The organism is Pseudomonas graminis, assembly GCF_900111735.1.
Classification (GTDB): domain Bacteria; phylum Pseudomonadota; class Gammaproteobacteria; order Pseudomonadales; family Pseudomonadaceae; genus Aquipseudomonas; species Aquipseudomonas graminis.
In genome coordinates, this window is the sequence record NZ_FOHW01000060.1 from 1 (window position 1) to 20,232 (window position 20,232).

The window sequence follows — 20,232 nt, forward strand, 5'->3', positions numbered from 1 at the left end:
GCAAGACACATCTTCCCGGCCAGCTCCTCGGCGCCGCTTTCCTTCACCGTCGTGTGGCAGGCCCGCAAGAAATCTTCCATTCGTAAACCCTCAAATTTGTTTCAGTGGCTGCGTGCCAGCACGCGTTGCAAAATGTTTCTACCGAACAGAACAACAGGGACGTGGGCTCAGGCCACCATCTCTGCCCAAGGAAAAGCGGGACAGAGGGACTCTTTCTTAAAAGCACCCCCGGTCAGATCTTCAGCCCGCTTGGCAATGACAGGAGACATGCCGTGCTTACCGCGAACCCAGCCAGAAACGGTGCTTTGATCGACCTTCAGCTTTTCGGCTGTGACCTCTTGCGTGCCGAAGTGGGCAACGAGGTCCTTGAAAATAGTGTTCATGCTGCCCCTCCGTATGTGAATACCCATATCGTAGAACATAGGGATACCACTTTGCAACGATATGGGTGCACCAGTAATAATCACCAAATGGAATACAAAGACCGAATAAAGGCCGCTCGCCGGCACGCAGGACTGACCCAAGCGCAGCTCGCGAAACTCGTGGGCATCGATCAAGCGTCTATTTCGGATCTTGAACGAGGCAGATCGCAGCGGTCGTCTTACAACGCATCCATCGCAAAAGCGTGTGGCGTTTCTGCTATCTGGATCGAAAGCGGAGCGGGCCCCATGGTGGTTGAGGCTGCCGAGCCATCGAACGTGAAAGACGTGGTCCAACCCGAAATGCTTTTTCGGTATCCAGTTATCAGCTGGGTCTCTGCGGGATCTTGGGAAGAGGCGGTCCAGCCCTATCCAGATGGTTTTTCAGACCGCTACGAGACATCTGACTACGACTCTAAGGGTCCAGCGTTCTGGCTTGAGGTCAAAGGGGACTCAATGACCGCCCCTGCAGGAGTCAGCGTACCGGAAGGAATGATGATCCTGGTTGATACCGAGGCTGACGTGAAGCCCGGGAAACTGGTTATTGCGAAGCTTCCCGCCAGCAACGAAGCCACTTTCAAAAAGCTGGTTGAGGACGGCGGCGTTCGATATCTGAAACCGCTCAACCCGGCATATAAGATGGTCGAATGTGATGAGAACTGCAGGATAATCGGTGTGGCTGTGCAGATGAGCGCCCGCTTATAGGTGCTCCGCTCCGATTCAGGAATCACGATCAGCCCGCCCAGAGCGGGCTTTTTCTTGGGCTCTCGCTCAAGGAGAACAAATGTACTCCTCCGTATTGCCGTTTCACGACGGATCCAATACTGTCTATCCATACAGTATTGCTATGGAGGATGACATGACACCAAGCACCGCGAACATCACATTTTCGCCGACTCCATATGAGCAGGTAGGCCGCAGGATTCAGCGCCTAGTGTCTGACCCGAAAGTGCAGAAACGCCAAGCCGTAGACATCACTAGGCGCGAGGACGAAACGCCTGAAGCTTGGGAGCAAGTACTTCAGGAACTGGATGAGACCGATGGCATAACGGTAGAGCGCCTCCAGCCTGGCTACGTTCGAATAGGATGGAAAAGATACATCGACCTGTGAACGGAGCCCGCTTTCGCGGGCTTTTTATCGTCCTCGCCAGAATTTATGGGCATACCCATTGACAAGAAATATGTGCAGACCTATATTTTACCCATGCCGACACATAACCGGCACCGCTCTTTAACAACTTAACCACGACAAACCAAATAGCAGACCGCACTGCCTCTACCGGCGACCGGCGTCCGCTCTCGAAGCCATTGAGGGGCCAGAGAACACAGGCAGCAACCTGTGGGGGACGAGGATTACCGACCGCGCGAATGACCCGGCAAGCAGTGCGCACCGCCACCCCCGGCGGCAATGGGACAGAACGATTCACTGAAGCACCTGGGCAACCGGGTGCTTTGGGAATCCACTGGAGGGCAACACGATGTTCAACATGGCAACCATGGCGGCTGACGAGTGCCGCGAAGATTCGCAGGAACGCACCTGGCGCCGCTGGGCTAACAAAGCTGGACACATCCTTGGCCGCTACGTGGCTGACGGCTCTGACGATGAAGATTTCCTGCATGACCTGTATCTGGATGGAGCCTCGCCTGATGAGGCAGTCGCCGAGAGGCATGCACAGCAAACCGCAGCATGACGATTTCACTGGCTGGCCTTGGATGCTCAGGGCCAGACGGGAAATCAACCGGAGATCCTTCATGGCAAAGAGATCAACCAACCGCATCAAGTTCAAGCTGTGGCAGCCCACCATTACGACTGAATACGACGGTGCGGCCGCAGAGGGCGTCTTTTACGCAGCCTGCAGCCTGCTGGGCCCACAGCGCCTGGAACTGATCAAGAAGCTTCAGGCCAAGCACGCCGAACTGGAAGCAGTTGGCAGATAGAGCAACGCGATGCTGCGAGCGCCACCGTGGGAAGGCATGGGTGGTTTCAGTCTGATCGAACCCATACGCACGGAATCACGCAGACGGTGCCAACTACCGCGTAGTTGGGGCTTAGCCAATGAGCGAGATCAAGCACGCTGACAGTCGGAACAGAGCGACGGACAGCCGGAAAGACGGCCCGATGCCCTGGTACTCGCCAGCACCAGGACGCATCGGGGTGCGATCTTGCCGGAACGTGCATACCGGTTACCTGCCAGCCCAGCACGGGGCATCGAATCCGGCAGGTTGAGGGCTCGCCCTCGAAGATCGTAGCCCAATGCGGACGAGTCCTTGCCGCGAGCCTAGCTTGTGGCAGAAGACAGTTTCGGCGCTATAAAGAGCTATCCCTGACTGTTAAGGGGTGAACTTGAGTCCCGCTGGCTTAGCAGTACCAGCCTGTGTTCCTCCCTCACCTGAGCAACGAGATCGGCAACAGCCCTCATAGTTATCAAGCTCGAGATTGGAATGCCTGGCACGGTCAGGTCGACCTGATTTGTCGATGGGTTCATTAGCTGAATAGTCATCGTGCCGACGGAGTTGACGGTACAAATACACTTCTGAGGCAGGAAGCTTGACTCAATGATATGGCGCAATTCGAGAGTGGAGATCATGGAGAGTCCTTTCTTAACATCGACTTCGATCCAACAATCATAGCAACAGAAATCTAGTCGTTGGCGCGGTATCGCGACGGCAACATCAACTTCCCGAGGATTTGCAGCCATGTAAACGACATTGACCCGGCCTACCGCATTAGGCGGCGCCGGCAAGCAAGGCTCACGTAGGGAGGCCTCGTGAACCAGCGACATGAAAAGCCCCACCTCGATGGGGCTTTTTTTCACCCAGCTTTTACCCGCCAGCACTCTCCCCTGCGCCCAATCGGCCTATGTCAGGCGGCCAGAGTGCTGACGAGTACACGCAACGAACTGAGGAAAGGACATGCACCCACAAATCCAACAACGCGTGGATGGCCTGAACGCCATGCGCGCTCGCACTCACCTCGCTACAGCGGAGTTCTACGCCATGATCGGTAAAGAACCACCAGCCCAGAAGGTTAGCTACCAAGCGGTCGCGAAGAGCGCCAACGCTTGGCACGTCGTGGAGATCGGCACCGGTAAGGTCGTTGGCTTCCGCTTCAGCTACAAGGAAGCATCCAACTACGCCCAGCAGCTCGAGTCGCGCGCTGCCGGCGATGTGGTCGCGCTGTCGCAGGCGGTGCTGCAATGATCAGCCTCAATCTCAGCGCCGTGAAGGAGAACGAAGAGACCTCCGCCCGAATAGCCGCAGCAATTGCAGCATTTGAGGCGCGCGGCGGGCAGTTCCACTTTGCGCCTGGCTTTTACGGCAAGCCCAAACCGCCAGCCCGCTCGCAGACAGTGGATCCGTCGACTGTTCTGAAGCGTCGCCGCAAAAAACCCACCGCAACTGAGTGCATCACGTTCCGGGAACTTGCGGAGGCCTTATGAGCAAACGCAAGCCACATAATCTGCACGCTCGGATTGAGCGCTCGTGTCGAGCCCTGCTCAGTTCCAACCATGTCGCAGTCGTCAATATCGATCCGAGTGGCCTGCAGATAATGGTGAACTGGAAAAACTGCAAAAAGATCATCAGCCACCGGGTCGCGAATGCGATCTTCGATGTGGCCCACATCTGGACGATTTACATCAGCGTGATGTGCATTGACCAGCGCGGCGGCGAGTACGTGAAGTCGGTCGAGATTGCCCCGCGGGGTATGTACAAGGTCGAGCAGCTCACAGACGCCATTGAGCATCACTATCTTGAATTGCGCGCCAGCTGCAACCAGCAGCACCTGGTCGCCTCCGGCTGGATCGCCATACCCGCCGCTGTCTCCCTAGACGAATCCCAAGCCGCGACGCTCTTCACCAAGGCCGGCGCCTGGAATCAGGTGAAGGCGGCGTGAGGCGAATTTTCAAGACGCCGCAGCGTAACAAACGAGCATCCCAACACAACCTCCCACCCAGCGGGCTCCCGGCCCCACCGGAGAAACACGCATGTCCACACCAACAGATACCGCCGAATTCCTCGAAGAGCTGAACGGCGGGGCGTTCGCCAGCCAAATCGGGCACGCCCTCTCCGAAGTAGCCGCCGGCGTGGTTGACCACGGCAAGGCCGGCAAGCTGGTTATCACCCTCGACTTCAGCCAGATCGGCGAATCCCACCAGGTGAAGATCAAGCACAAGCTCGACTACAAGGTGCCGACCAAGCGCGGTACCCGCAGCGAAAACACCAGCCTCGACACGCCGATGCACGTTGGCAGCGGCGGCAAGATCTCGCTGTTTCAAGAGAAGCACGACCAGCTGTTCAGCCGTGACGAAGCGCCCATCAAGCCCCGCACCTAATACCTCCCTTCCCCACACGAGACCTGTGAAATGTCCCTGAGCAAAGAAGCGATACAACTCATCACCGACACCGCGCTGGAAGCCACCGGCAAAGCGTTGCCGACTGACACGCCCACCGCACTGCTGCCGGAAGGCACCAAGGTTGTGGATCTGGAAAAGTACCAGGCCGGCCGTAGCCGCTTCCGCGGCACCTACACCACCCACGCGCTGGCCGATTTCAGCACGTACGTCGCCGACCGCGCCGGGGCTGGCGCGCGAGGTTTCATCAACCAAGAGGAAATGAGCTGCGTTCTGCTGTTCAACCTCGGCACCGCCTCCGAGCCTGGCCACGCTGATGACCGTGCGGTATTGAAGCTCAAGGCAACCGCCGGCTACACCGCGGCGCAGCAGATCTCGAGTCAGCGCCTTGCCCAGAAAGAGCTGAGCGACTGGATTGAAGACTGGCACCAATACCTGACGCCGGTTGACGACGCAGGCTCCGCCATTCCAATCGCCAAGGCAATCGCGGCCGTTCGCACGATCACCATCAAGGCCACCAGCGAATCGGAAACAACGGTCGGCGACACCAGCGCCAGCCGCAGTGCGATGGACCAGATCGAGGCGCGCAGCAAAGAAACCCTGCCGGCGGCGCTGCACTTCCACGTCGTGCCATTCGAAGGCCTGACCGAGCAGCTCATCACCCTGCGCATTTCCGTCATCACCAGCGGGCCGGTGCCGGTCCTGAAACTGCGTTGGGTCGGCGAGGAAGTGCAGCGCGAAGCGATCGCGCAGGAATTCAAGTCGGTGCTGGAGGACAAGATCGGCTCGGCGGCGAGACTCGCGCTTGGCAGCTTCTCGGCCTGATATGTAACGCAAGCGTGGCATCGCACCGTCGATGTCACGCAAACATAACAACGACCCTGCTTGTGCAGCCCATGGGCCCTGCGGGATGGAGAACAAGGTGCCGAAAGGTGAACTGACACAGGTGCAGGCAAAGACTCTCGCCTTCATTCGCAGCTACATCCGCAAGCATGGTTACTCGCCGACTATCGCAGAGATCGCCAAGGCCGAGCAGGTTAACGTCAACGCAGTAGGCGAACGGATTGCTACGCTCGTCAAGAAGGGCGCTGTTACGAAAACGCCCGGCATAGCCCGCAGCATCCGGCCCGTGAGTTAGGCAAAACGCCGGTCACCAGTTGGCCCACCACCAACCTATTCGCCACCAAACTTTCGGAGGGCGGCGCACACATGGAGATCCCCATGGACGACAAATACGAAACTCAACGCCGCGCCGCGATCGCGAAGCGCAAGAAAACCGAGCAGGACTATCGGGACCGCGCGGCAGAAAACCTGGTCGATCACGAATACACGTGCATCGCCGATCAGAAAGACGCGGTGATCTGGCGCTGCAAAGCAGCAAAAAACACCTTCTACGCCTTCGACATCATGATGACCCGCTTCGGTATTGCCGTAGTCGGTGACATCGACAACCTGACCTTCAGCGTAGGCATGGGCTACGGCATTGAGTTTTTGGCAGGTGACGACGTGACTTACTACCTGCACACGAAGCTCAGTGAGGTATGCAAGAAGCGGAGTTTCAGCGAGGACCTATTCCGCGAAGTGTTGATGCGCAACATCGCCCAGGCTCTGCGTGAAGAGTGCGAGGAAGAAATGTTCGAATCGCTTCCTGAGTGGCTTCAGGATCCTGATCGCGTTGACGCTGCCCAATGGCCTGAGTTTCGACAGCTCGTCCTGGCCAAGCGGCGGGATATGAGCCACACCGATGACCGCTGGATGCACTGGGATGACGCGCTCGATGCAGCGCATGAAATCACTTTTACTGACGAAGCCATGATGTTCATGCGCGATAACAGTGAGGCGCTTTGCCTGGGTGATGAGTGGTACGAAAACCGGGTAGATGAGCCATCACAAGGGCTGGTGCAGTGCTTGTACATGATCAACCACGCCGCCAGGGCGATCATGGCGCAGAAGGCTCAAGCCGCTGCCTGATCAGTGAATCACCGGCAGAGCATCGACGGCCACCTCAATCGCGGTTGAGGCCTCAACCACATCCTCAGGGTTGTAGAGCTGCTCGCCGTACATCGACTGAATCGCCAACTCAGTGAGCTCGTCGATATCAACGCAGCATTCCTGCGCCGCAACCAGCACCGCCTTCAGCGCCATCCGCAAAACCCTTTCCCTGTCTTCGCTCATGACCGTATCCCTTCCTGTGGAGCGGTAAGCGTAGACTGATTTGGCCGCTCCATGTTTGACCAAATTACGGAACAAGCGATTAGGTCAGCTCTCCATGACTTAAGTTGGTCGTCAAGCGATTGCTCCTCGTCGTTGATAAACCCTCCCATCTGGAGTGCAATCAGATACCTCGAGTATTCTGCGGTAAATAAAGCCGAATACCAAATCATCAAACGCTCACTTTCTGAAAGTTGCGCAGACAGTAAAGATAAAGAAAATGCTCTAAAGGAAGTGCTTGATTGATTTGCCAGCACAAATTTTAAAATCAGAAATACTGTATCGATATAAGCTCCGACAGCTGCCCAATTGGATCTCCGCCACTTAGTGAACGCCTCTTTTCCGGACTCGAACAGGTCCATACTGATATTAGTATTTTGAGAGGATATCATCAACCTTCTTCCTAATGTACTCCTTAAAGCCATCGCTGCATGATGCAAAGCTTGATGACCTTGAAAATATTCGTCAGTCTGAGATCGTTCATTCGACAGGCGAATACCAAGCGCATTTTCGTTCATCAGCCCAACAAGTTGAAACAGTCTCTGCTCTCGAACCTGCTCATCATGCCTGCGCTCGCTATCTTCGTTGGCAATCAGCTGAAAACGAAAAGTCACTAGCAAAGCCACAAACGCAAAAAATGAGAGTATGGGGTTCAATACCCCGCCAAAGTAATCCCCAAATTGGCCCCACTTTTCCTGATCATTCAATACCTGAAATGAAAATACAGAAATATATTTCCCTGCAACTCCAACAATAGCCAGCACTGCGATAAGGGCTGCGCATATCAGCCAAATCTTAACCCTAGGATCTTTTCCCATTTTTTAATCCACATGAAAATCGCAACCCTATCCCACTTCTATTAGTCACGCTACTGGCGAGGATAAGCCATGTCTCCCTACAAAATGTCCGGGACGACGGTCGTCAGCTTCTCCGGCGGCCGGACCAGCGCCTACATGCTGCGCCAGGTGCTGGACAACAACGATGATCTGGCCGATTTGATCGTCACCTTCGCCAACACTGGCAAGGAGCACCCCGCCACGCTGGATTTCGTTCAGGAGTGTTCCGAGCGCTGGAGCGTGCCGATCGTTTGGCTTGAGTACCGCGACGATGAGCGCGGCTTCGCGATCGTGGATTACCAATCCGCCAGCCGCGACGGGCAGCCGTTCGAGGAACTGATCAGGAAACGTAGCTACCTGCCGAATCCGGTCACACGGTTCTGCACCATCGACCTGAAGATTAGAGTCATCCACAAATACCTGCGCATGGTCGGCTGCTCCACCGAGGAGACGCCGGTGGACATGATGACCGGCATCCGGGCAGATGAGCCCCGGCGCGTGGCGAAGATCCGGCATCGCAAGACCACCAGCGAGAGCAAGCACGCAACCATGGTGATGCCGCTGGCGGATGCCGGCGTGGGCGTGCGGGACGTGACCGACTTCTGGAAAGCCCAGCCTTTCGATCTGATGCTGCCGACCATCAATGGCCGGACTCTGGAAGGCAACTGCGACCTGTGCTTCCTCAAGGGCGCCAAGCAGGTTTATTCGATCATCGCCAGCGACAGGCAGAAGGCTGAAGGCTGAAGGCTGAATGGTGGGCACGCATGGAGCGGACTGCCAAATCCAGCTCAAGCACCACCGGCGACGGCGCGCTATTCCGTTTTGATCGACCGAGCTATCAGCAGATGCTCGACTACTCCGACACCCAATTCGACATGTTTGCCGACCACGACGAAGCATTGCGTGCTTCTGCGGGGATTAGCCGTATTCACCCGAGAGGAGTTTGGACGCCTAGCTCATCTTCTAAAATAAAAGCGATGCTACCGGGCTCAACATCACTGTCATTGACAAACCTGCACATGCCTTCAACCGAATCATGCTCTTTGTAATAAACCAAAATAAAAATTTCTTCTCCGGCTGAATCCATATGCCACATGCATTCAAATAAAATACTGGAGGAACGCTCTAGTGTTCGATAGCTGCCTAAATAGTGTCGGCGCTGTCCTTTACGAAGCACCACCACGACGCTATAAATTTGAGCCCCATCGTTAAAAAGTTTGCATCTCGCCCTATATATTGGGTTCTCGAAGTCGAGCCTGAGCCCCTCCAGATGTAATATAGGCCTTAAACTATGCCGATACTTGATATTCTGTTCTTCACGATCTTTCCTCTCTAGCTCTAACGATTGCAGCGACAACGATGCTAGCTGTCGCTGTTGCTCTACCGAGTTTTTTAGCTCTTCGCCTTGAAAATTCAAAGCAGCAGTCCCTTGGCGCAACTCTATCCCTTGCTGAAAATACCCAAGAACCAACCACAGAATTGCAATCGGGCCGAATACCCCGGCGAAAAAATCTCCAACTGAATTCAACTCCATACTTTGAAGAGTACTAATTCGATCTCCTACTAACCACCATGCGAATGCAACATACAAGCCGGTTAGTCCAATCCCTAAACCTGCCAACAGCTTCCCCATCGCCTTCCTCCTTTTTTGTCGATGGATCTTATCCTGAAATCTAATGGAGGCAATCTAAATGCCCACTGCAATCGACCTGTTCGCCGGACTTGGCGGATGGAGTACCGGCGCGCGCGCCGCGGGTGTCCAGGTTCTCTGGGCGGCTAACCACTGGCCTATCGCGGTCGAGTGGCACAGCGCCAACCATCCCGACACGCTTCACGTTTGTCAGGATCTGCACCAGGCACGCTGGGATCAGGTTCCGGCGCACGACATTTTGCTGGCCTCACCATGCTGTCAAGGACACTCGAAAGCCCGCGGGCAAGCGAATGGCAACCCTCAGCATGACGCCTCGCGCTCGACCGCATGGGCCGTGGTGTCGGCTCTGGAGTTTCACCGCCCCGGTGTGGCCCTCGTCGAAAACGTTCCCGAGTTCGCGGATTGGGCGCTGTACCCGGCTTGGACTGCTGCGGTTCAGGCGCTTGGCTACCAGGTGGCGCCGCACATCGTTGACTGCGCTGATCTGGGCGTGCCTCAACACCGCGTGCGCCTATTCCTGGTGCTAACGCGCAGTAAAGCCCCTCTGATGCTCGAGCTGCACCGGCGCCAGCACGTCGCCGCCTCGAGCTTTCTGGATTTCGAGGGTGGCAAATGGTCGCCGATCGTAAAGGACGGCCGCGCCGCCGCAACACTGCAACGTGTGGAGAATGGCCGGGCGCGCTTCGGCGAGCAATTCATCATGCCCTACTACGGCAAAGGTTCTGGCCTTACGGGTCGAGACACCAATCGACCGATCGGCACTATCACTACACTGGACCGCTGGGCCTTGGTTCGCGGCGATGAGATGCGAATGCTCAGCGCCAACGAGGCGCTGGCCGCCATGTCGTTCCCCGTCGGCACCTTACGGCCAAACAGCCACCGGCAGACGATGCACATGGCCGGCAATGCGGTTCCCCCACTGGCAGGCCAGCGCGTCCTCGAAGCCCTCTTTGCTGCCGCCTAAATCAACCACTCTCACATGCGCCGCTGGCGAGGATGCCGTATGACCACCGAACCGATTGACGATAAAAAGCTTGAGCGGGCGATCCGCAAGATCAAGCATTGCCTGGCTCTGGCCCAAAGCGCCAACGAGAACGAGGCCGCGACTGCTCTCCGCCAGGCTCAAGCGCTGATGCGCGAGTACCGCCTCACCGAAATGGACGTGCAACTGAGCGACGTGGGAGAAGTCGAGTCGGCATTTGTCCGTGCCCGTCGCCGTCCCGCTTGGGATCAGCAGTTGAGCATCGCCGTCGCCGATGCATTCAGCTGCACAACACTACGCCGCCGAAAATGGAGTCACTCGAAGGACGAATTCATTGAGTGCGCGACGTTTGTTGGCGTGTCACCCGCGCAGGACATCGCGCTCTATGCATATGAAGCGCTGCTGGCCAAGCTCACCCAGGCACGAAAGGAGTATTGCTCGGGCGTAAGGGCTGGGGTTCATCGCAGCCAATATTCAGCTGCAACCGCTGGCGACCACTTCGCGCTGGCGTGGGTTTGGGAGGTTCAGTCCAAACTGAAAGCCCTTATTCCTCAGGCCGACGATGATTTGCCCGGGCGCCACGCCACTGGCCAAGATCTCGTTTCAGTCCAGGCGCAGGACAAGGCTTTGATCAGTGAATACCTGGCCGCCCAAGACATCAGAGAGTCCCGGAAAAGCAAGGGCGTCGAGCTGGATTTAAACGCCCAGATCGCCGGGATGCTTGCAGGCCAGAAGGTCGAGCTGCACGCCGGCCTGACGCGAGGCGGTGATGAGCAGCTGGCTCTCACTGGCGCCGCCTGATCGAGGAAACCCCATGCAACGCATCTACCTCAGCGGGCCCATGACTGGCCTGCCCGATTACAACTACCCGGCATTCAATGCGGAAGCCGCCCGCCTCCGTGCACTCGGCTACATCGTCGAGAATCCCGCCGAGAACCCACTGCCCGCCGACGCGCCTTGGCACATGTGCATGCGTGACGCGATCCGCCAGATGCTCGCCTGCGACACCGTGGCGTTCCTGCCCGGCTGGCGTCAGTCCCGCGGCGCCAACGTAGAAATCGAACTCGCCATCCATCTCGGCATGGCTGTCATTCCAGCAAGCGGCATCGTTTCGCCGCAGGAGGGGTTATGAGCAATCAAGCAAAGCGGTTGAGCGATTGTCCGGCGCAACGTTTGGCGCATTGTCGCGGCGTTGATGTCCACGCAATGCCGGAAGAAGGGCCACTACAACGAGCTTGGAAGGCTGGCTACGACACCGGCTACTACGTAAAGAACCCGTGCCATGAACGTGATTTTGTTCCGTCTGAGCATATCCGCGCAGTGGTGGAGGAGCGCACGCCTCAGGATTATGCGATCGAGCATGCGGGCTTTCTGGCAACCGCGGCAGATCAGGTGCTCGCGTACTATCAGGCCTACACGCTTGCCCAGATGCTCGCCGATGAAGGTGGAGATGATGGCGAGGCGGAGCTGACCGACGCGATCGATGAGGCTCGCGACGATCTGCACGAAGGTCTGAGAAATCTTCGCGAAATGGCCTACGAGTTTCGCAAGCGGCGCGACCGCGCAATCCCACAGTAACCCCGCCGCCCGTTCGGCCCCACCCTATCCCTATTGCCTGCTGCGTATGCGGCGAGGACGAAGTCATGCCTAAGGAAAATTTGAAACTTGGCCCGGACCATTACCGCTACGTCGACGAACTGGTCCCAGCCGGCTTGGGAGTAACGTGCAAGAGGTACGTGGTTATTGGTGAGACCGACCAGTGCTGGTACATCGTGGATGAATTCCACAACAACCTTTTCGGAGGCTCCCAGCGCGAATCCTTACTGAAGCAGTACCGCAAGCGCGTCTTGAAAGATGGTGGCGAACACGGCCGGCGGTTTGCCTACGCGGACAAGGGCCTTGCGCTTCGGTCGTACAAGCACCGCAAGTCTTGGCAAGTTCGACACGCGCAACTCTCGCTTGAGCGCGCCAAGGCCGCCATTGGGTATTTCGGAGATGCCAGGGTTGAGAACGCGGTCCCTCCTGACACCTTGGTTATTCCGTGCGAGTACATCCAGGATATGAACTGGAGCGAGTGCTGATGAGCAAGCGCGCGGTTCACCTTTACCCCTGGGATGGCGGTACCGAGGCCGATCAGGATCCGCCCGAGCACGTCTACTGCGGCACCGAAGGGAGCATGGAAGACGATCAGCTTTCGGGGGATTGGCGTTACGTGACCTGCAAGCGCTGCCTCAAGATCCGGGTGAAGGAGCTGGCCACCCGGGCAGCTGAAGAACGAGAACAGAAGATCCGCCTTTTCGACGAGGCGCAGGCAATCACCCTCACCCAGGGTCACGCGAACATCTCGACCGCGATCAAATGTCTGATCAGGGAGCGCAACGAGCTCAAGGCTGAACTTGACCGGGTTCGGGCGGATCGGAACGCGCTGCTGCAAGCAGGAGCCGACCTTCTATGATCCCGCGAACCGGCCTCCTGCGGCGCCGCCTCGAAGCAGCGCTGATCCTTGTAGCCGCCTGGCTGCTCGCCGGGCGCAACGTCCAGCGTTCCGGGGTCGTCTCCCGCCGCGACAACAACGACATGGGTTACATGGCCGAAAAGCTGGAAGGCATCGCCGACCGCATCAAGCGCCAGTACCCGTAACCATTCTCCATCTATCCACATGCCTGCCGGTGTACGGCGGGCGAGGAATTCCTATGTCTGCAGTTCAACGATTCCACGAAGCGGCCAACGACGCTCTGGTCAAACTCAGAGAGCACTGCCTTCCCGGTGCCAACCTGGCGCTCGTCATCTACACCCCGGGCGAGCCGGAGCGCGACATCGTCATCGAGGATCAAGGTCTTGATAAGGACGAGTTGGTCAGCGCACTACGTCGTCGGGGGCTGAGCATCGACGGGGACAACGCCTATAAGCGCGATTTGTGCGACCTGGTCGAGGGGGCCATCGCACTGGGGTATCAAGGAAACAACCAGCCTCCGGCTGATCACTGGGCTAACCGCTTCTGGAATCTGGGCAGGTCGGAAGGCGTCATGCGCGAAGAACTGACGGCGGCGCTCAAGCTGAACCGTGAAAAACTCCGCGCCTGCCAGGCCACCATCCATTACGCCGGCGGCTTCGATCCGGCCTACGTGAACGACGCCCAGGCCGCGATGAAAGTGGCCGACGAAGTTCTGGCGAAGTACCCGCCACTCAACCCCGCGTAAGCCCCGGACGGAGTTAGCCACCATGGCAAAGATGACGCTTGAAGAGTGGGCCGCTGATCAGTTCAAGACGCCGCCCAGCCAGAACACCCTGCGCAAATGGGCCCGGGAAGGACGGATCGCGCCGGCACCGGTGAAGCACGGTCGCAGCTATTATGTGGAAGCCGACGCCCACTACAGCGAACCAGAGCAGCCTCCAGCGCGTGTACTGGGCGGAAGCCTCCTAAGTCGAATCGAGAATGCACGTTATGGCACCAAGGCCGCGTAACCCAGGCTCCCGAGATCTCCCGGCGAACCTCTACAAAAAGAAGGACAGCCGCAGCGGGATTACCTATTTCACCTATCGGGACCCGGTAAGCGGCCGGTGCTTCGGGCTTGGCAAAGATAAGGAGCAAGCAATACGTGAGGCGATGGCTGCGAACTTCGCGGATGCCGCGCGCCCTACCCTCACCGAACGCCTGGTCGAAACCAAGCGGCCGGCCACGAGGTTGTTCTCGGCGTGGATCGAGGAATATCGCGGCATCTACCTTGAGCGCGGCCTGGCTGCGAATAGCGTGCGCACGGCGCTGATGCGCCTCAAGCGACTGGATGCGGAATTTGGTGCAAACGACATCCGCGACATCTCTACGATGATGATCGCGAACTACCTCGGGGCAATGGCAAAGGAGGGGAAAGCGCAGATGGCCAGGGCCATGCGCTCGCTGATGCGCGATGTGTTCATGGAGGCCATGGCAGCAGGATGGACAAACGCCAACCCCGTGGACGTCACCAGGGCTGCGCGGGTGGTGATCAAGCGGGAACGTATGACCCTTGATCTGTGGAAAGAGATTTACGCGGAAGCGAAACAGCCGTGGTTACGGCGTGCTATGGAGCTGGCGGTACTGACGGGCCAGCGGCGGGAGGACATCGCCAACATGGTGTTCAAGGACGAGCACGACGGATACCTTCACGTCGTTCAGTCGAAAACCAAAACCCGTCTGCGTATCAGCACCGGTATCAGGCTGGAGTGCCTGGACCTCGAACTGGGAGCGGTCATTAAGCAGTGCCGTGACCGCGTGGTGTCACAACACCTGATCCACCATGCGCGCACGATCAGCCTGGCGAAGGCTGGCTCCCAGGTCTGGCTCGATACGATCAGCAAAGAGTTCTCATCCGCGCGTAAAAGAGCTGCAGCACGACTGGGATTGGATCTTGGGAAGACCCCGCCGACATTTCACGAAATGCGATCCCTGGCAGCACGGCTTCATGCAGCAGAAGGTCGCGACCCTCAGCAACTGCTGGGCCACCGATCGGCCAAGATGACCGATATGTACCGCGACATTCGAGGGGCTGAGTGGATTGACGTGGCTTAATGAAGCTCACATCGGGTTTAGCGAGGGAGTTTAACGGTCGATTCAAGCTGCCTTATTAAGGGCTTCTAACTCTTCTACTACGCTGATGCACTCGACGCATCGCTGATAATGAACATCGGCGTCAATCTGCATGACGACGTTGTGCAAATCGTAGTCAGCCTTGCGTCGGTTCCCAACGAGTACCTTGAGTAGATAACCAACACGGCGCCGCTTCATGCGAATGGACGTATCTGCGGCCATATCATCAAGATAAAACGCACGCAGCTTCTCATGGCTCGGGCCAGCCCGATCAGAAATCGGAGGCACGTTAACCTTATCGGCGTAAGCGAGCGCACCGTGGTAAAGCCCGTAGTAAGCCCTGGAAACAGAGTTCCGCAGCTTACTTTCGGATGATGGTACAGAATGCAGAAGCTCGTTCGCGTCCGTGCAAAAATCTTTATAAGTAACAGGCATTACTCAAATCCTTATGTTCACGCCGCTTCTTCGGTGGCATTTGGATGAAAACTTACGATGTTGTAAATCAGCCTATCCCAACAGGTTAAGTCCTCGCAGCCCAAGATCGCTTCGACAACTCGATCATTTACCTGAACTAGCTCAGCTGTAGTTTTGGCATCCACCGCCAGTTCGATATAGATATGCTTGACGCCATCGAAGTTACTTAGACGCTCAAGCATATGGCGAGAATTAAAACCAAACTCGCCTAGAGTTTGTTCAACCAACGCTCCGGCAATCTTAAACTCAGATTCCGGTACACCAGCGGCCTCTAAGTGTTTACGAATAGATTCAATCGTGCTCACGTAAGTCAGCTCCGTTATATCAAACTCCGGGTTGGCTTTTCGAAAACGAGCTAAGCAAGCGTCGTATTTTTCGAAATTGCCAATAAACGTCATCAGTTGGAGAATGTTGTCGAAGTGATCTGGATTCGCTGGGTCCATCTCTGACGCTTTGAAATAAAGCGCTAGGGACTCATACGACCGGCCGAGACGCTTCATGGAGACAGCATAATTTACTATTTCGACCAGCGAGTACGAAAGCTTTAACGATTTCTCATGAAAGGTTTTACTCCCCTCATAATCCTTCAATATAGAGGAGAGCATGCCGTTGAGCATGTATGCCTGGCTAGCGTCATGCTGCTTCAGACGATCAATCTCGCGCTGAAGCGATTTGACCTCAAAGGGAGAGACCTCTGCCTGCATGGACAGAAGGTTGATTTTCCCAGTTATTTCTGACGATTTCGTCTCTGCAACAGACATCTCTTCTCCTAATGCGGCTTTCCATGCCCCATCGCTGCAATGACTATAGCCATCAGAGCACACGCGATGTGAAAAATTTCTTTCCTAGAATGCACTGCGAGCTTTCTAGGAAAAAAATCTTGTAACGAGCGACAGCTTTTTCAGAAAATCCTGAGTAATTCAACGCCTTAGCGACGACCTTCAAAACCGGCCTGGCGTAAACGTGCTGCCGCGCGCGCGCGCCCAGCGCGCACGGGGCGCAAGAGTAGCAAATCGAAAAGCTATTGAGCAGGGGAGACTGAACATAAATACAGCCTGTACAGGTCGACGCGAGGGCGCGCGCGCCGGTCAACAGCCCCCTTATGCGACGTAAGCTTCTAATCCATCAAGAATTTCCTGTGCCATTCCTCCACTGCAGAACGCATAAGCGGTGTCCGGCAAATCAGACGTGAGGTAACCGACGCCGTTTCGCTGCCACTGTGACAGCATTGCCTGTCGCCAGTACCCGCTGGAGCACGTCATGGCGCACCATGGCATAATCACCCGCAATTTGTTTTGGAGGGGAATTGGGGGAGCTTTGGGGGGACCCAGCTCAGCCATATAAATCAATGACTTACATCCTCTACGGCATCAAGGCGTGCGACACGATGAAGAAGGCGCGCACCTGGCTCGACGAAAAATCGGTGAGTTACGATTTCCACGACTACAAGACCCAGGGCATTGATCGCGACCACCTGACCCGTTGGTGCAACGAGCACGGCTGGCAGACGGTCCTCAACCGCGCCGGCACGACCTTTCGCAAACTGGACGAGGCGCAGAAAGCCGACCTCGACCAGGAAAAGGCCATTGAGCTGATGCTCACCCAGCCCTCGATGATCAAACGCCCGGTGCTGGATCTTGGCGAAAAAACCCTGATTGGCTTCAAACCCGAACTGTACGCTGCGGCTATCGCCTGATTGAGATAGCCCTAAATAACGAGGTATCTGCATGTCCACTTCTCTGTTCAGCCTGGCCTTTGGCGTTGGCACACAAAACCGTAAAGGCACCTGGCTGGAAGTTTTCTACGCCCTGCCACTGCTCAACCCGTCGGCTGAAATCGTCGCCGCCGTCGCACCGATCCTGGGCTACACCGGTGGCAATCAGGCCATCGCATTCAACACCGATCTGTCCTCGCGTCTGGCCAATGCCCTCAAGGGTATCGACGACACCCAGGCCGCACTGCTGACCCGACTCGCCGAAAGCCACAACCCGCTGGTTGCCACGCTGCTGGCTGAAGACACCGCGCTGACCTCCACCCCTGAGGCTTACCTCAAGCTGCATCTGCTGTCCCATCGCCTGGTCAAGCCCCATGGTTTGAGCCTGGCCGGCGTGTTCCCCCTGCTGCCGAACGTCGCGTGGACCAGCCAGGGCGCCATCGACCTGGGTGAACTGGCCGAGCGTCAGTTGGAAGCCCGCCTGAAAGGCCACTTTCTGGAGGTCTTCTCGGTGGACAAATTCCCGAAAATGACCGACTACGTCGTGCCGGCCGGTGTGCGCATCGCTGACACCGCGCGCGTGCGTCTGGGCGCCTACATCGGCGAAGGCACCACCGTGATGCACGAAGGTTTCGTCAACTTCAACGGCGGCACCGAAGGCCCGGGCATGATCGAAGGTCGCGTGTCGGCTGGCGTGTTCGTCGGCAAGGGTTCGGACCTGGGCGGCGGCTGCTCGACCATGGGCACGCTCTCGGGCGGCGGCAACATGGTGATCAAGGTCGGCGAAGGCTGCCTGATCGGCGCGAACGCCGGTATCGGCATTCCGCTGGGCGACCGCAACACCGTTGAAGCCGGTCTGTATGTCACCGCTGGCACTAAAGTGGCGCTGCTGGATGACAAGAACGAGCTGGTCAAGGTCGTCAAGGCCCGTGAACTGGCCGGTCAACCGGACCTGCTGTTCCGTCGCAACTCGCAGACCGGCGCGGTGGAATGCAAATCCCACAAGTCGGCCATCGAGCTGAACGAAGCGCTGCACGCTCACAACTGATCGATGCTGCGTGCGGGTTCGGGTTCCCTCGGGGCACCGAACCCGCCTCAACGAGCGTGACTGATATGCCCCTCATTTCTCCCTGGCGCGCTGACTTTCCGGCCATCGACGCCCTGCAACGGCAAGGCCAGACTTATCTGGACAGCGCCGCTACCGCACAAAAACCCCAAGCCCTGATCGACGCCACGGTGCATTACTACGCCAATGGCGCGGCGAACGTGCATCGCGCTCAGCATCTACCGGGCGCCTTGGCGACCCAGGCCTTCGAGGACACGCGGCGCAAGGCCGGCGAGTGGCTGAATGCCGGAGCGTCCGGGCAGATCGTTTTCACCCACGGCGCCACATCCGCCTTCAACCTGCTCGCCTATGGCCTGGAGCACGTGTTTCAAGCCGGCGACGAGGTTGTCATCAGCGCGCTGGAGCATCACGCCAATCTGTTGCCCTGGCAGCAACTGGCCCTGCGTCGCGACCTGAAACTGGTGGTGCTGCCCGTCACCGAGGCCGGCGTGATTGATGTTGAGGCCGCCGCCGAACTGATCACGCCACGCACCCGATTGCTGGCGGTCAGTCAGTTGTCAAATGTGCTCGGCACCTGGCAGCCGGTCCGGCAACTCGTCGTGCTGGCCCAGGCGCAGGGCGTACTGACGGTGATTGATGGGGCCCAGGGTGTCGTCCATGGCCGACACGATGTGCAGGACATCGGCTGCGACTTCTATGTGTTCTCCAGCCACAAGCTCTATGGCCCGGATGGCGTGGGCGTGCTGTTCGGGCGACATCAGGCGCTGGCACAGCTGCAGCATTGGCAGTTCGGCGGCGAAATGGTCCTGCAGACCGGTTACCAGACGGCTACGTTTCGTCCTGCACCGCTGGGCTTCGAAGCAGGCACGCCGCCCATCAGCGCGGTGATCGGTCTCGGCGCGACCCTGGATTACCTCAATGGCCTCAACCAGTCCGCCGTGGCCGAATACGAAGCGCGCCTGCATGAGCGGCTTCGCGCCGGGTTGATGCTGCGCGACGGTGTGCAGCTGTTGGGCGATCCCCACGTGGCGCTGGTGAGCTTCGTTGTCGAGGGCGTGCACAACGCCGATCTCGCGCACCTGCTGACCGAGCAAGGTGTTGCGGTGCGCGCCGGTCACCACTGCGCCATCCCGTTGATCAGTGGGCTGGGCCTCTCCGGCGCGATTCGCGTGTCGCTGGGGTTGTACAACGATTCCGAGGATCTGGAGCGGTTTTTCATCGCACTGGATCAGGCCTTGGAGTTGTTGCGATGAGCCTGCCGACCGATGCGCACACGGCGCTGGAAACCTTCAACGGGTCATTGCGCTGGGAGCAGCGCGCACGACTGTTGATGCAATGGGGCGACCTCCTCCCACCCATGAGCGTCGAAGAAAAGACCGACGAACACTTGGTGGACGGCTGTGAAAGCAAGGTCTGGCTGGTGGGCGATGTGATCGACGGGCACTGGCAGTTCCGCGCCGCCAGTGACGCGCGGTTGATTCGGGGTCTGGTGGCGTTGCTGCTGGCCCGGGTCAATGGCCTGTCTTCGCAAGCGCTGCAGGACGTGGATCTGGTGGCGTGGTTCACGCAGCTGGGGTTGAGCCGTCAGCTGTCGGCATCCCGCAGCAACGGGCTGAATGCGGTGTTGCAGAAGATGCGGCAGATCGCATCGTAGGAGTTGTCCGTCGTCCAGACGCCGCGTTGTCACTCACCAAACACAAAACCCGTGGGGTGACCGGGATGGCGCTCCAGCTTGCTCGCGAAGGCGATGTGTCAGTCGACATCCTCATTTCAGATCTAACGCGTTCGCCAGCAAGCCGGCTCCTACGGATTCTGTGTAGCCCGAAGATTGTGTGCGTTGCCGAGAGACAGTGTAGGAGCGACTTGCTCGCGAAGGCGTCGAGTCAGAAACATCGATGGCGACTGACGCACCGCAATCGCGGGCAAGCGCGCTCCTACAGTTGATCGTGGTTCACCGAAA

At 57.7% G+C, this 20,232-nt stretch carries 32 protein-coding genes and 1 pseudogene; 26 read left to right on the forward strand and 7 right to left on the reverse strand.

Annotation, left to right across the window (positions count from 1 at the left end; translation table 11 throughout):
• Positions 1-167 precede the first annotated feature (167 nt).
• Positions 168-383, reverse strand: a complete 216-nt coding sequence (locus tag BMY98_RS25295; RefSeq protein ID WP_074893362.1) for a helix-turn-helix domain-containing protein — start codon at positions 381-383, stop codon at positions 168-170.
• A gap of 87 nt (positions 384-470) precedes the next feature.
• On the opposite strand from BMY98_RS25295, the gene BMY98_RS25300 reads away from it, so the two are divergent.
• The 4 genes from BMY98_RS25300 (at position 471) to BMY98_RS25315 (ending at position 2,357) form a co-directional block, all read left to right on the forward strand.
• Positions 471-1,124, forward strand: coding sequence for a LexA family protein (locus BMY98_RS25300; protein ID WP_074893364.1), 654 nt, complete (start codon positions 471-473; stop codon positions 1,122-1,124).
• A 154-nt stretch (positions 1,125-1,278) separates the two neighbouring features.
• Positions 1,279-1,530 carry a DUF1654 domain-containing protein gene (locus BMY98_RS25305; protein ID WP_245760118.1) on the forward strand — a complete coding sequence of 84 codons (252 nt, stop codon included), beginning with the start codon at positions 1,279-1,281 and terminating at the stop codon, positions 1,528-1,530.
• A 367-nt stretch (positions 1,531-1,897) separates the two neighbouring features.
• Entirely contained in the window at positions 1,898-2,110 is a 213-nt protein-coding gene (locus BMY98_RS25310; protein ID WP_074893367.1) for a hypothetical protein, read from the forward strand.
• A gap of 61 nt (positions 2,111-2,171) precedes the next feature.
• On the forward strand, positions 2,172-2,357 hold the full coding sequence (locus BMY98_RS25315; protein WP_074893369.1) for a hypothetical protein: 186 nt from the start codon (positions 2,172-2,174) through the stop codon (positions 2,355-2,357).
• A gap of 380 nt (positions 2,358-2,737) precedes the next feature.
• Here BMY98_RS25315 and BMY98_RS27930 read toward each other — a convergent pair whose 3' ends face one another.
• Positions 2,738-3,202, reverse strand: a complete 465-nt coding sequence (locus tag BMY98_RS27930; protein ID WP_342742142.1) for a DUF1652 domain-containing protein — start codon at positions 3,200-3,202, stop codon at positions 2,738-2,740.
• Positions 3,203-3,332: 130 nt separating this feature from the next.
• Here BMY98_RS27930 and BMY98_RS25325 point away from each other — a divergent pair, with 130 nt between their 5' ends.
• The 7 genes from BMY98_RS25325 to BMY98_RS25355 all read left to right on the forward strand — a co-directional run bounded on the left by BMY98_RS25325 (position 3,333) and on the right by BMY98_RS25355 (position 6,742).
• Positions 3,333-3,620 (forward strand): hypothetical protein, encoded by a 288-nt coding sequence (locus BMY98_RS25325; RefSeq protein ID WP_074893383.1) that lies wholly within the window; start codon positions 3,333-3,335, stop codon positions 3,618-3,620.
• Positions 3,617-3,859 carry a hypothetical protein gene (locus BMY98_RS25330; RefSeq protein WP_074893385.1) on the forward strand — a complete coding sequence of 81 codons (243 nt, stop codon included), beginning with the start codon at positions 3,617-3,619 and terminating at the stop codon, positions 3,857-3,859. The genes BMY98_RS25325 and BMY98_RS25330 overlap by 4 nt, the downstream gene beginning before the upstream one ends.
• On the forward strand, positions 3,856-4,314 hold the full coding sequence (locus tag BMY98_RS25335; RefSeq protein WP_074893387.1) for a hypothetical protein: 459 nt from the start codon (positions 3,856-3,858) through the stop codon (positions 4,312-4,314). Before BMY98_RS25330 ends, BMY98_RS25335 begins: the two co-directional genes overlap by 4 nt.
• Positions 4,315-4,405: 91 nt before the next feature.
• A complete protein-coding gene (locus BMY98_RS25340; RefSeq protein WP_074893389.1) occupies positions 4,406-4,753 on the forward strand; it encodes a hypothetical protein in 348 nt (115 codons plus the stop codon).
• A 30-nt stretch (positions 4,754-4,783) separates the two neighbouring features.
• The gene (locus BMY98_RS25345) at positions 4,784-5,596 is read left to right on the forward strand and encodes a DUF2303 family protein (RefSeq protein WP_074893391.1); all 813 of its coding nucleotides are present in this window, start codon (positions 4,784-4,786) and stop codon (positions 5,594-5,596) included.
• 85 nt (positions 5,597-5,681) lie between these two features.
• Positions 5,682-5,909: a LexA family protein gene (locus BMY98_RS25350; protein ID WP_175514222.1), complete on the forward strand. Its 228-nt coding sequence runs from the start codon at positions 5,682-5,684 to the stop codon at positions 5,907-5,909.
• An 83-nt stretch (positions 5,910-5,992) separates the two neighbouring features.
• The gene (locus tag BMY98_RS25355) at positions 5,993-6,742 is read left to right on the forward strand and encodes a hypothetical protein (RefSeq protein WP_074893393.1); all 750 of its coding nucleotides are present in this window, start codon (positions 5,993-5,995) and stop codon (positions 6,740-6,742) included.
• Here the strand turns inward: BMY98_RS25355 and BMY98_RS25360 are convergent, their stop codons facing one another.
• Together BMY98_RS25360 and BMY98_RS27100 are read right to left on the reverse strand one after the other, a co-directional pair.
• Positions 6,743-6,946 (reverse strand): hypothetical protein, encoded by a 204-nt coding sequence (locus BMY98_RS25360; protein WP_074893395.1) that lies wholly within the window; start codon positions 6,944-6,946, stop codon positions 6,743-6,745.
• Positions 6,943-7,800, reverse strand: a complete 858-nt coding sequence (locus BMY98_RS27100; RefSeq protein WP_139214577.1) for a hypothetical protein — start codon at positions 7,798-7,800, stop codon at positions 6,943-6,945. The genes BMY98_RS25360 and BMY98_RS27100 overlap by 4 nt, the downstream gene beginning before the upstream one ends.
• A 69-nt stretch (positions 7,801-7,869) precedes the next feature.
• Between BMY98_RS27100 and BMY98_RS25375 the strand changes: the two are divergent.
• Positions 7,870-8,740: pseudogene (locus BMY98_RS25375) on the forward strand (phosphoadenosine phosphosulfate reductase domain-containing protein).
• A 6-nt stretch (positions 8,741-8,746) separates the two neighbouring features.
• Here the strand turns inward: BMY98_RS25375 and BMY98_RS25380 are convergent.
• The gene (locus tag BMY98_RS25380; protein WP_074893402.1) at positions 8,747-9,451 is read right to left on the reverse strand and encodes a hypothetical protein; all 705 of its coding nucleotides are present in this window, start codon (positions 9,449-9,451) and stop codon (positions 8,747-8,749) included.
• 58 nt (positions 9,452-9,509) lie between these two features.
• Here BMY98_RS25380 and BMY98_RS25385 point away from each other — a divergent pair, with 58 nt between their 5' ends.
• The 10 genes from BMY98_RS25385 to BMY98_RS25430 all read left to right on the forward strand — a co-directional run bounded on the left by BMY98_RS25385 (position 9,510) and on the right by BMY98_RS25430 (position 15,000).
• Positions 9,510-10,433, forward strand: a complete 924-nt coding sequence (locus BMY98_RS25385) for a DNA cytosine methyltransferase (RefSeq protein WP_074893403.1) — start codon at positions 9,510-9,512, stop codon at positions 10,431-10,433.
• Between the two features lie 39 nt (positions 10,434-10,472).
• Positions 10,473-11,252 (forward strand): DUF2786 domain-containing protein, encoded by a 780-nt coding sequence (locus tag BMY98_RS25390; RefSeq protein WP_074893405.1) that lies wholly within the window; start codon positions 10,473-10,475, stop codon positions 11,250-11,252.
• Between the two features lie 13 nt (positions 11,253-11,265).
• The gene (locus tag BMY98_RS25395; RefSeq protein ID WP_074893407.1) at positions 11,266-11,583 is read left to right on the forward strand and encodes a DUF4406 domain-containing protein; all 318 of its coding nucleotides are present in this window, start codon (positions 11,266-11,268) and stop codon (positions 11,581-11,583) included.
• Positions 11,580-12,029: a hypothetical protein gene (locus BMY98_RS25400; RefSeq protein WP_074893409.1), complete on the forward strand. Its 450-nt coding sequence runs from the start codon at positions 11,580-11,582 to the stop codon at positions 12,027-12,029. Before BMY98_RS25395 ends, BMY98_RS25400 begins: the two co-directional genes overlap by 4 nt.
• A gap of 65 nt (positions 12,030-12,094) precedes the next feature.
• Positions 12,095-12,532: a hypothetical protein gene (locus tag BMY98_RS25405; protein WP_074893411.1), complete on the forward strand. Its 438-nt coding sequence runs from the start codon at positions 12,095-12,097 to the stop codon at positions 12,530-12,532.
• Complete coding sequence (locus tag BMY98_RS25410; RefSeq protein WP_074893413.1) at positions 12,532-12,906, forward strand: hypothetical protein; 375 nt, start codon at positions 12,532-12,534, stop codon at positions 12,904-12,906. The genes BMY98_RS25405 and BMY98_RS25410 overlap by 1 nt, the downstream gene beginning before the upstream one ends.
• A complete protein-coding gene (locus BMY98_RS25415) occupies positions 12,903-13,091 on the forward strand; it encodes a hypothetical protein (RefSeq protein WP_074893415.1) in 189 nt (62 codons plus the stop codon). The genes BMY98_RS25410 and BMY98_RS25415 overlap by 4 nt, the downstream gene beginning before the upstream one ends.
• Positions 13,092-13,144: 53 nt before the next feature.
• Positions 13,145-13,651, forward strand: coding sequence for a hypothetical protein (locus BMY98_RS25420; protein ID WP_074893417.1), 507 nt, complete (start codon positions 13,145-13,147; stop codon positions 13,649-13,651).
• 22 nt (positions 13,652-13,673) lie between these two features.
• Positions 13,674-13,916, forward strand: a complete 243-nt coding sequence (locus BMY98_RS25425) for an excisionase (RefSeq protein WP_074893419.1) — start codon at positions 13,674-13,676, stop codon at positions 13,914-13,916.
• Entirely contained in the window at positions 13,897-15,000 is a 1,104-nt protein-coding gene (locus BMY98_RS25430) for a phage integrase Arm DNA-binding domain-containing protein (RefSeq protein WP_074893421.1), read from the forward strand. The genes BMY98_RS25425 and BMY98_RS25430 overlap by 20 nt, the downstream gene beginning before the upstream one ends.
• Before the next feature lie 42 nt (positions 15,001-15,042).
• On the opposite strand, the gene BMY98_RS25435 is transcribed toward BMY98_RS25430, so the two are convergent.
• Both BMY98_RS25435 and BMY98_RS25440 read right to left on the reverse strand, forming a co-directional pair.
• Positions 15,043-15,453 carry a hypothetical protein gene (locus tag BMY98_RS25435; protein WP_074893423.1) on the reverse strand — a complete coding sequence of 137 codons (411 nt, stop codon included), beginning with the start codon at positions 15,451-15,453 and terminating at the stop codon, positions 15,043-15,045.
• Positions 15,454-15,470: 17 nt separating this feature from the next.
• Entirely contained in the window at positions 15,471-16,253 is a 783-nt protein-coding gene (locus BMY98_RS25440; RefSeq protein ID WP_074893425.1) for a tetratricopeptide repeat protein, read from the reverse strand.
• A gap of 587 nt (positions 16,254-16,840) precedes the next feature.
• On the opposite strand from BMY98_RS25440, the gene BMY98_RS25445 reads away from it, so the two are divergent.
• The 4 genes from BMY98_RS25445 (at position 16,841) to BMY98_RS25460 (ending at position 19,926) form a co-directional block, all read left to right on the forward strand.
• Complete coding sequence (locus BMY98_RS25445; RefSeq protein WP_074893427.1) at positions 16,841-17,188, forward strand: ArsC family reductase; 348 nt, start codon at positions 16,841-16,843, stop codon at positions 17,186-17,188.
• Positions 17,189-17,219: 31 nt separating this feature from the next.
• Positions 17,220-18,254: a 2,3,4,5-tetrahydropyridine-2,6-dicarboxylate N-succinyltransferase gene (gene dapD / locus BMY98_RS25450; RefSeq protein ID WP_074893429.1), complete on the forward strand. Its 1,035-nt coding sequence runs from the start codon at positions 17,220-17,222 to the stop codon at positions 18,252-18,254.
• Between the two features lie 65 nt (positions 18,255-18,319).
• Entirely contained in the window at positions 18,320-19,525 is a 1,206-nt protein-coding gene (locus BMY98_RS25455) for an aminotransferase class V-fold PLP-dependent enzyme (RefSeq protein WP_074893431.1), read from the forward strand.
• Entirely contained in the window at positions 19,522-19,926 is a 405-nt protein-coding gene (locus tag BMY98_RS25460; protein WP_074893433.1) for a SufE family protein, read from the forward strand. The genes BMY98_RS25455 and BMY98_RS25460 overlap by 4 nt, the downstream gene beginning before the upstream one ends.
• The last annotated feature ends 306 nt before the right edge of the window (positions 19,927-20,232 follow it).

What these genes read in the sequence shown, in the direction of transcription:
- BMY98_RS25295 (WP_074893362.1), bottom strand. Translation starts at nt 383, where the DNA reads ATGAACACTATTTTCAAGGACCTCGTTGCCCACTTCGGCACGCAAGAG.
- BMY98_RS25300 (WP_074893364.1), top strand. Translation starts at nt 471, where the DNA reads ATGGAATACAAAGACCGAATAAAGGCCGCTCGCCGGCACGCAGGACTG.
- BMY98_RS25305 (WP_245760118.1), top strand. Translation starts at nt 1,279, where the DNA reads ATGACACCAAGCACCGCGAACATCACATTTTCGCCGACTCCATATGAG.
- BMY98_RS25310 (WP_074893367.1), top strand. Translation starts at nt 1,898, where the DNA reads ATGTTCAACATGGCAACCATGGCGGCTGACGAGTGCCGCGAAGATTCG.
- BMY98_RS25315 (WP_074893369.1), top strand. Translation starts at nt 2,172, where the DNA reads ATGGCAAAGAGATCAACCAACCGCATCAAGTTCAAGCTGTGGCAGCCC.
- BMY98_RS27930 (WP_342742142.1), bottom strand. Translation starts at nt 3,202, where the DNA reads ATGTCGCTGGTTCACGAGGCCTCCCTACGTGAGCCTTGCTTGCCGGCG.
- BMY98_RS25325 (WP_074893383.1), top strand. Translation starts at nt 3,333, where the DNA reads ATGCACCCACAAATCCAACAACGCGTGGATGGCCTGAACGCCATGCGC.
- BMY98_RS25330 (WP_074893385.1), top strand. Translation starts at nt 3,617, where the DNA reads ATGATCAGCCTCAATCTCAGCGCCGTGAAGGAGAACGAAGAGACCTCC.
- BMY98_RS25335 (WP_074893387.1), top strand. Translation starts at nt 3,856, where the DNA reads ATGAGCAAACGCAAGCCACATAATCTGCACGCTCGGATTGAGCGCTCG.
- BMY98_RS25340 (WP_074893389.1), top strand. Translation starts at nt 4,406, where the DNA reads ATGTCCACACCAACAGATACCGCCGAATTCCTCGAAGAGCTGAACGGC.
- BMY98_RS25345 (WP_074893391.1), top strand. Translation starts at nt 4,784, where the DNA reads ATGTCCCTGAGCAAAGAAGCGATACAACTCATCACCGACACCGCGCTG.
- BMY98_RS25350 (WP_175514222.1), top strand. Translation starts at nt 5,682, where the DNA reads ATGGAGAACAAGGTGCCGAAAGGTGAACTGACACAGGTGCAGGCAAAG.
- BMY98_RS25355 (WP_074893393.1), top strand. Translation starts at nt 5,993, where the DNA reads ATGGACGACAAATACGAAACTCAACGCCGCGCCGCGATCGCGAAGCGC.
- BMY98_RS25360 (WP_074893395.1), bottom strand. Translation starts at nt 6,946, where the DNA reads ATGAGCGAAGACAGGGAAAGGGTTTTGCGGATGGCGCTGAAGGCGGTG.
- BMY98_RS27100 (WP_139214577.1), bottom strand. Translation starts at nt 7,800, where the DNA reads ATGGGAAAAGATCCTAGGGTTAAGATTTGGCTGATATGCGCAGCCCTT.
- BMY98_RS25380 (WP_074893402.1), bottom strand. Translation starts at nt 9,451, where the DNA reads ATGGGGAAGCTGTTGGCAGGTTTAGGGATTGGACTAACCGGCTTGTAT.
- BMY98_RS25385 (WP_074893403.1), top strand. Translation starts at nt 9,510, where the DNA reads ATGCCCACTGCAATCGACCTGTTCGCCGGACTTGGCGGATGGAGTACC.
- BMY98_RS25390 (WP_074893405.1), top strand. Translation starts at nt 10,473, where the DNA reads ATGACCACCGAACCGATTGACGATAAAAAGCTTGAGCGGGCGATCCGC.
- BMY98_RS25395 (WP_074893407.1), top strand. Translation starts at nt 11,266, where the DNA reads ATGCAACGCATCTACCTCAGCGGGCCCATGACTGGCCTGCCCGATTAC.
- BMY98_RS25400 (WP_074893409.1), top strand. Translation starts at nt 11,580, where the DNA reads ATGAGCAATCAAGCAAAGCGGTTGAGCGATTGTCCGGCGCAACGTTTG.
- BMY98_RS25405 (WP_074893411.1), top strand. Translation starts at nt 12,095, where the DNA reads ATGCCTAAGGAAAATTTGAAACTTGGCCCGGACCATTACCGCTACGTC.
- BMY98_RS25410 (WP_074893413.1), top strand. Translation starts at nt 12,532, where the DNA reads ATGAGCAAGCGCGCGGTTCACCTTTACCCCTGGGATGGCGGTACCGAG.
- BMY98_RS25415 (WP_074893415.1), top strand. Translation starts at nt 12,903, where the DNA reads ATGATCCCGCGAACCGGCCTCCTGCGGCGCCGCCTCGAAGCAGCGCTG.
- BMY98_RS25420 (WP_074893417.1), top strand. Translation starts at nt 13,145, where the DNA reads ATGTCTGCAGTTCAACGATTCCACGAAGCGGCCAACGACGCTCTGGTC.
- BMY98_RS25425 (WP_074893419.1), top strand. Translation starts at nt 13,674, where the DNA reads ATGGCAAAGATGACGCTTGAAGAGTGGGCCGCTGATCAGTTCAAGACG.
- BMY98_RS25430 (WP_074893421.1), top strand. Translation starts at nt 13,897, where the DNA reads ATGGCACCAAGGCCGCGTAACCCAGGCTCCCGAGATCTCCCGGCGAAC.
- BMY98_RS25435 (WP_074893423.1), bottom strand. Translation starts at nt 15,453, where the DNA reads ATGCCTGTTACTTATAAAGATTTTTGCACGGACGCGAACGAGCTTCTG.
- BMY98_RS25440 (WP_074893425.1), bottom strand. Translation starts at nt 16,253, where the DNA reads ATGTCTGTTGCAGAGACGAAATCGTCAGAAATAACTGGGAAAATCAAC.
- BMY98_RS25445 (WP_074893427.1), top strand. Translation starts at nt 16,841, where the DNA reads ATGACTTACATCCTCTACGGCATCAAGGCGTGCGACACGATGAAGAAG.
- dapD (WP_074893429.1), top strand. Translation starts at nt 17,220, where the DNA reads ATGTCCACTTCTCTGTTCAGCCTGGCCTTTGGCGTTGGCACACAAAAC.
- BMY98_RS25455 (WP_074893431.1), top strand. Translation starts at nt 18,320, where the DNA reads ATGCCCCTCATTTCTCCCTGGCGCGCTGACTTTCCGGCCATCGACGCC.
- BMY98_RS25460 (WP_074893433.1), top strand. Translation starts at nt 19,522, where the DNA reads ATGAGCCTGCCGACCGATGCGCACACGGCGCTGGAAACCTTCAACGGG.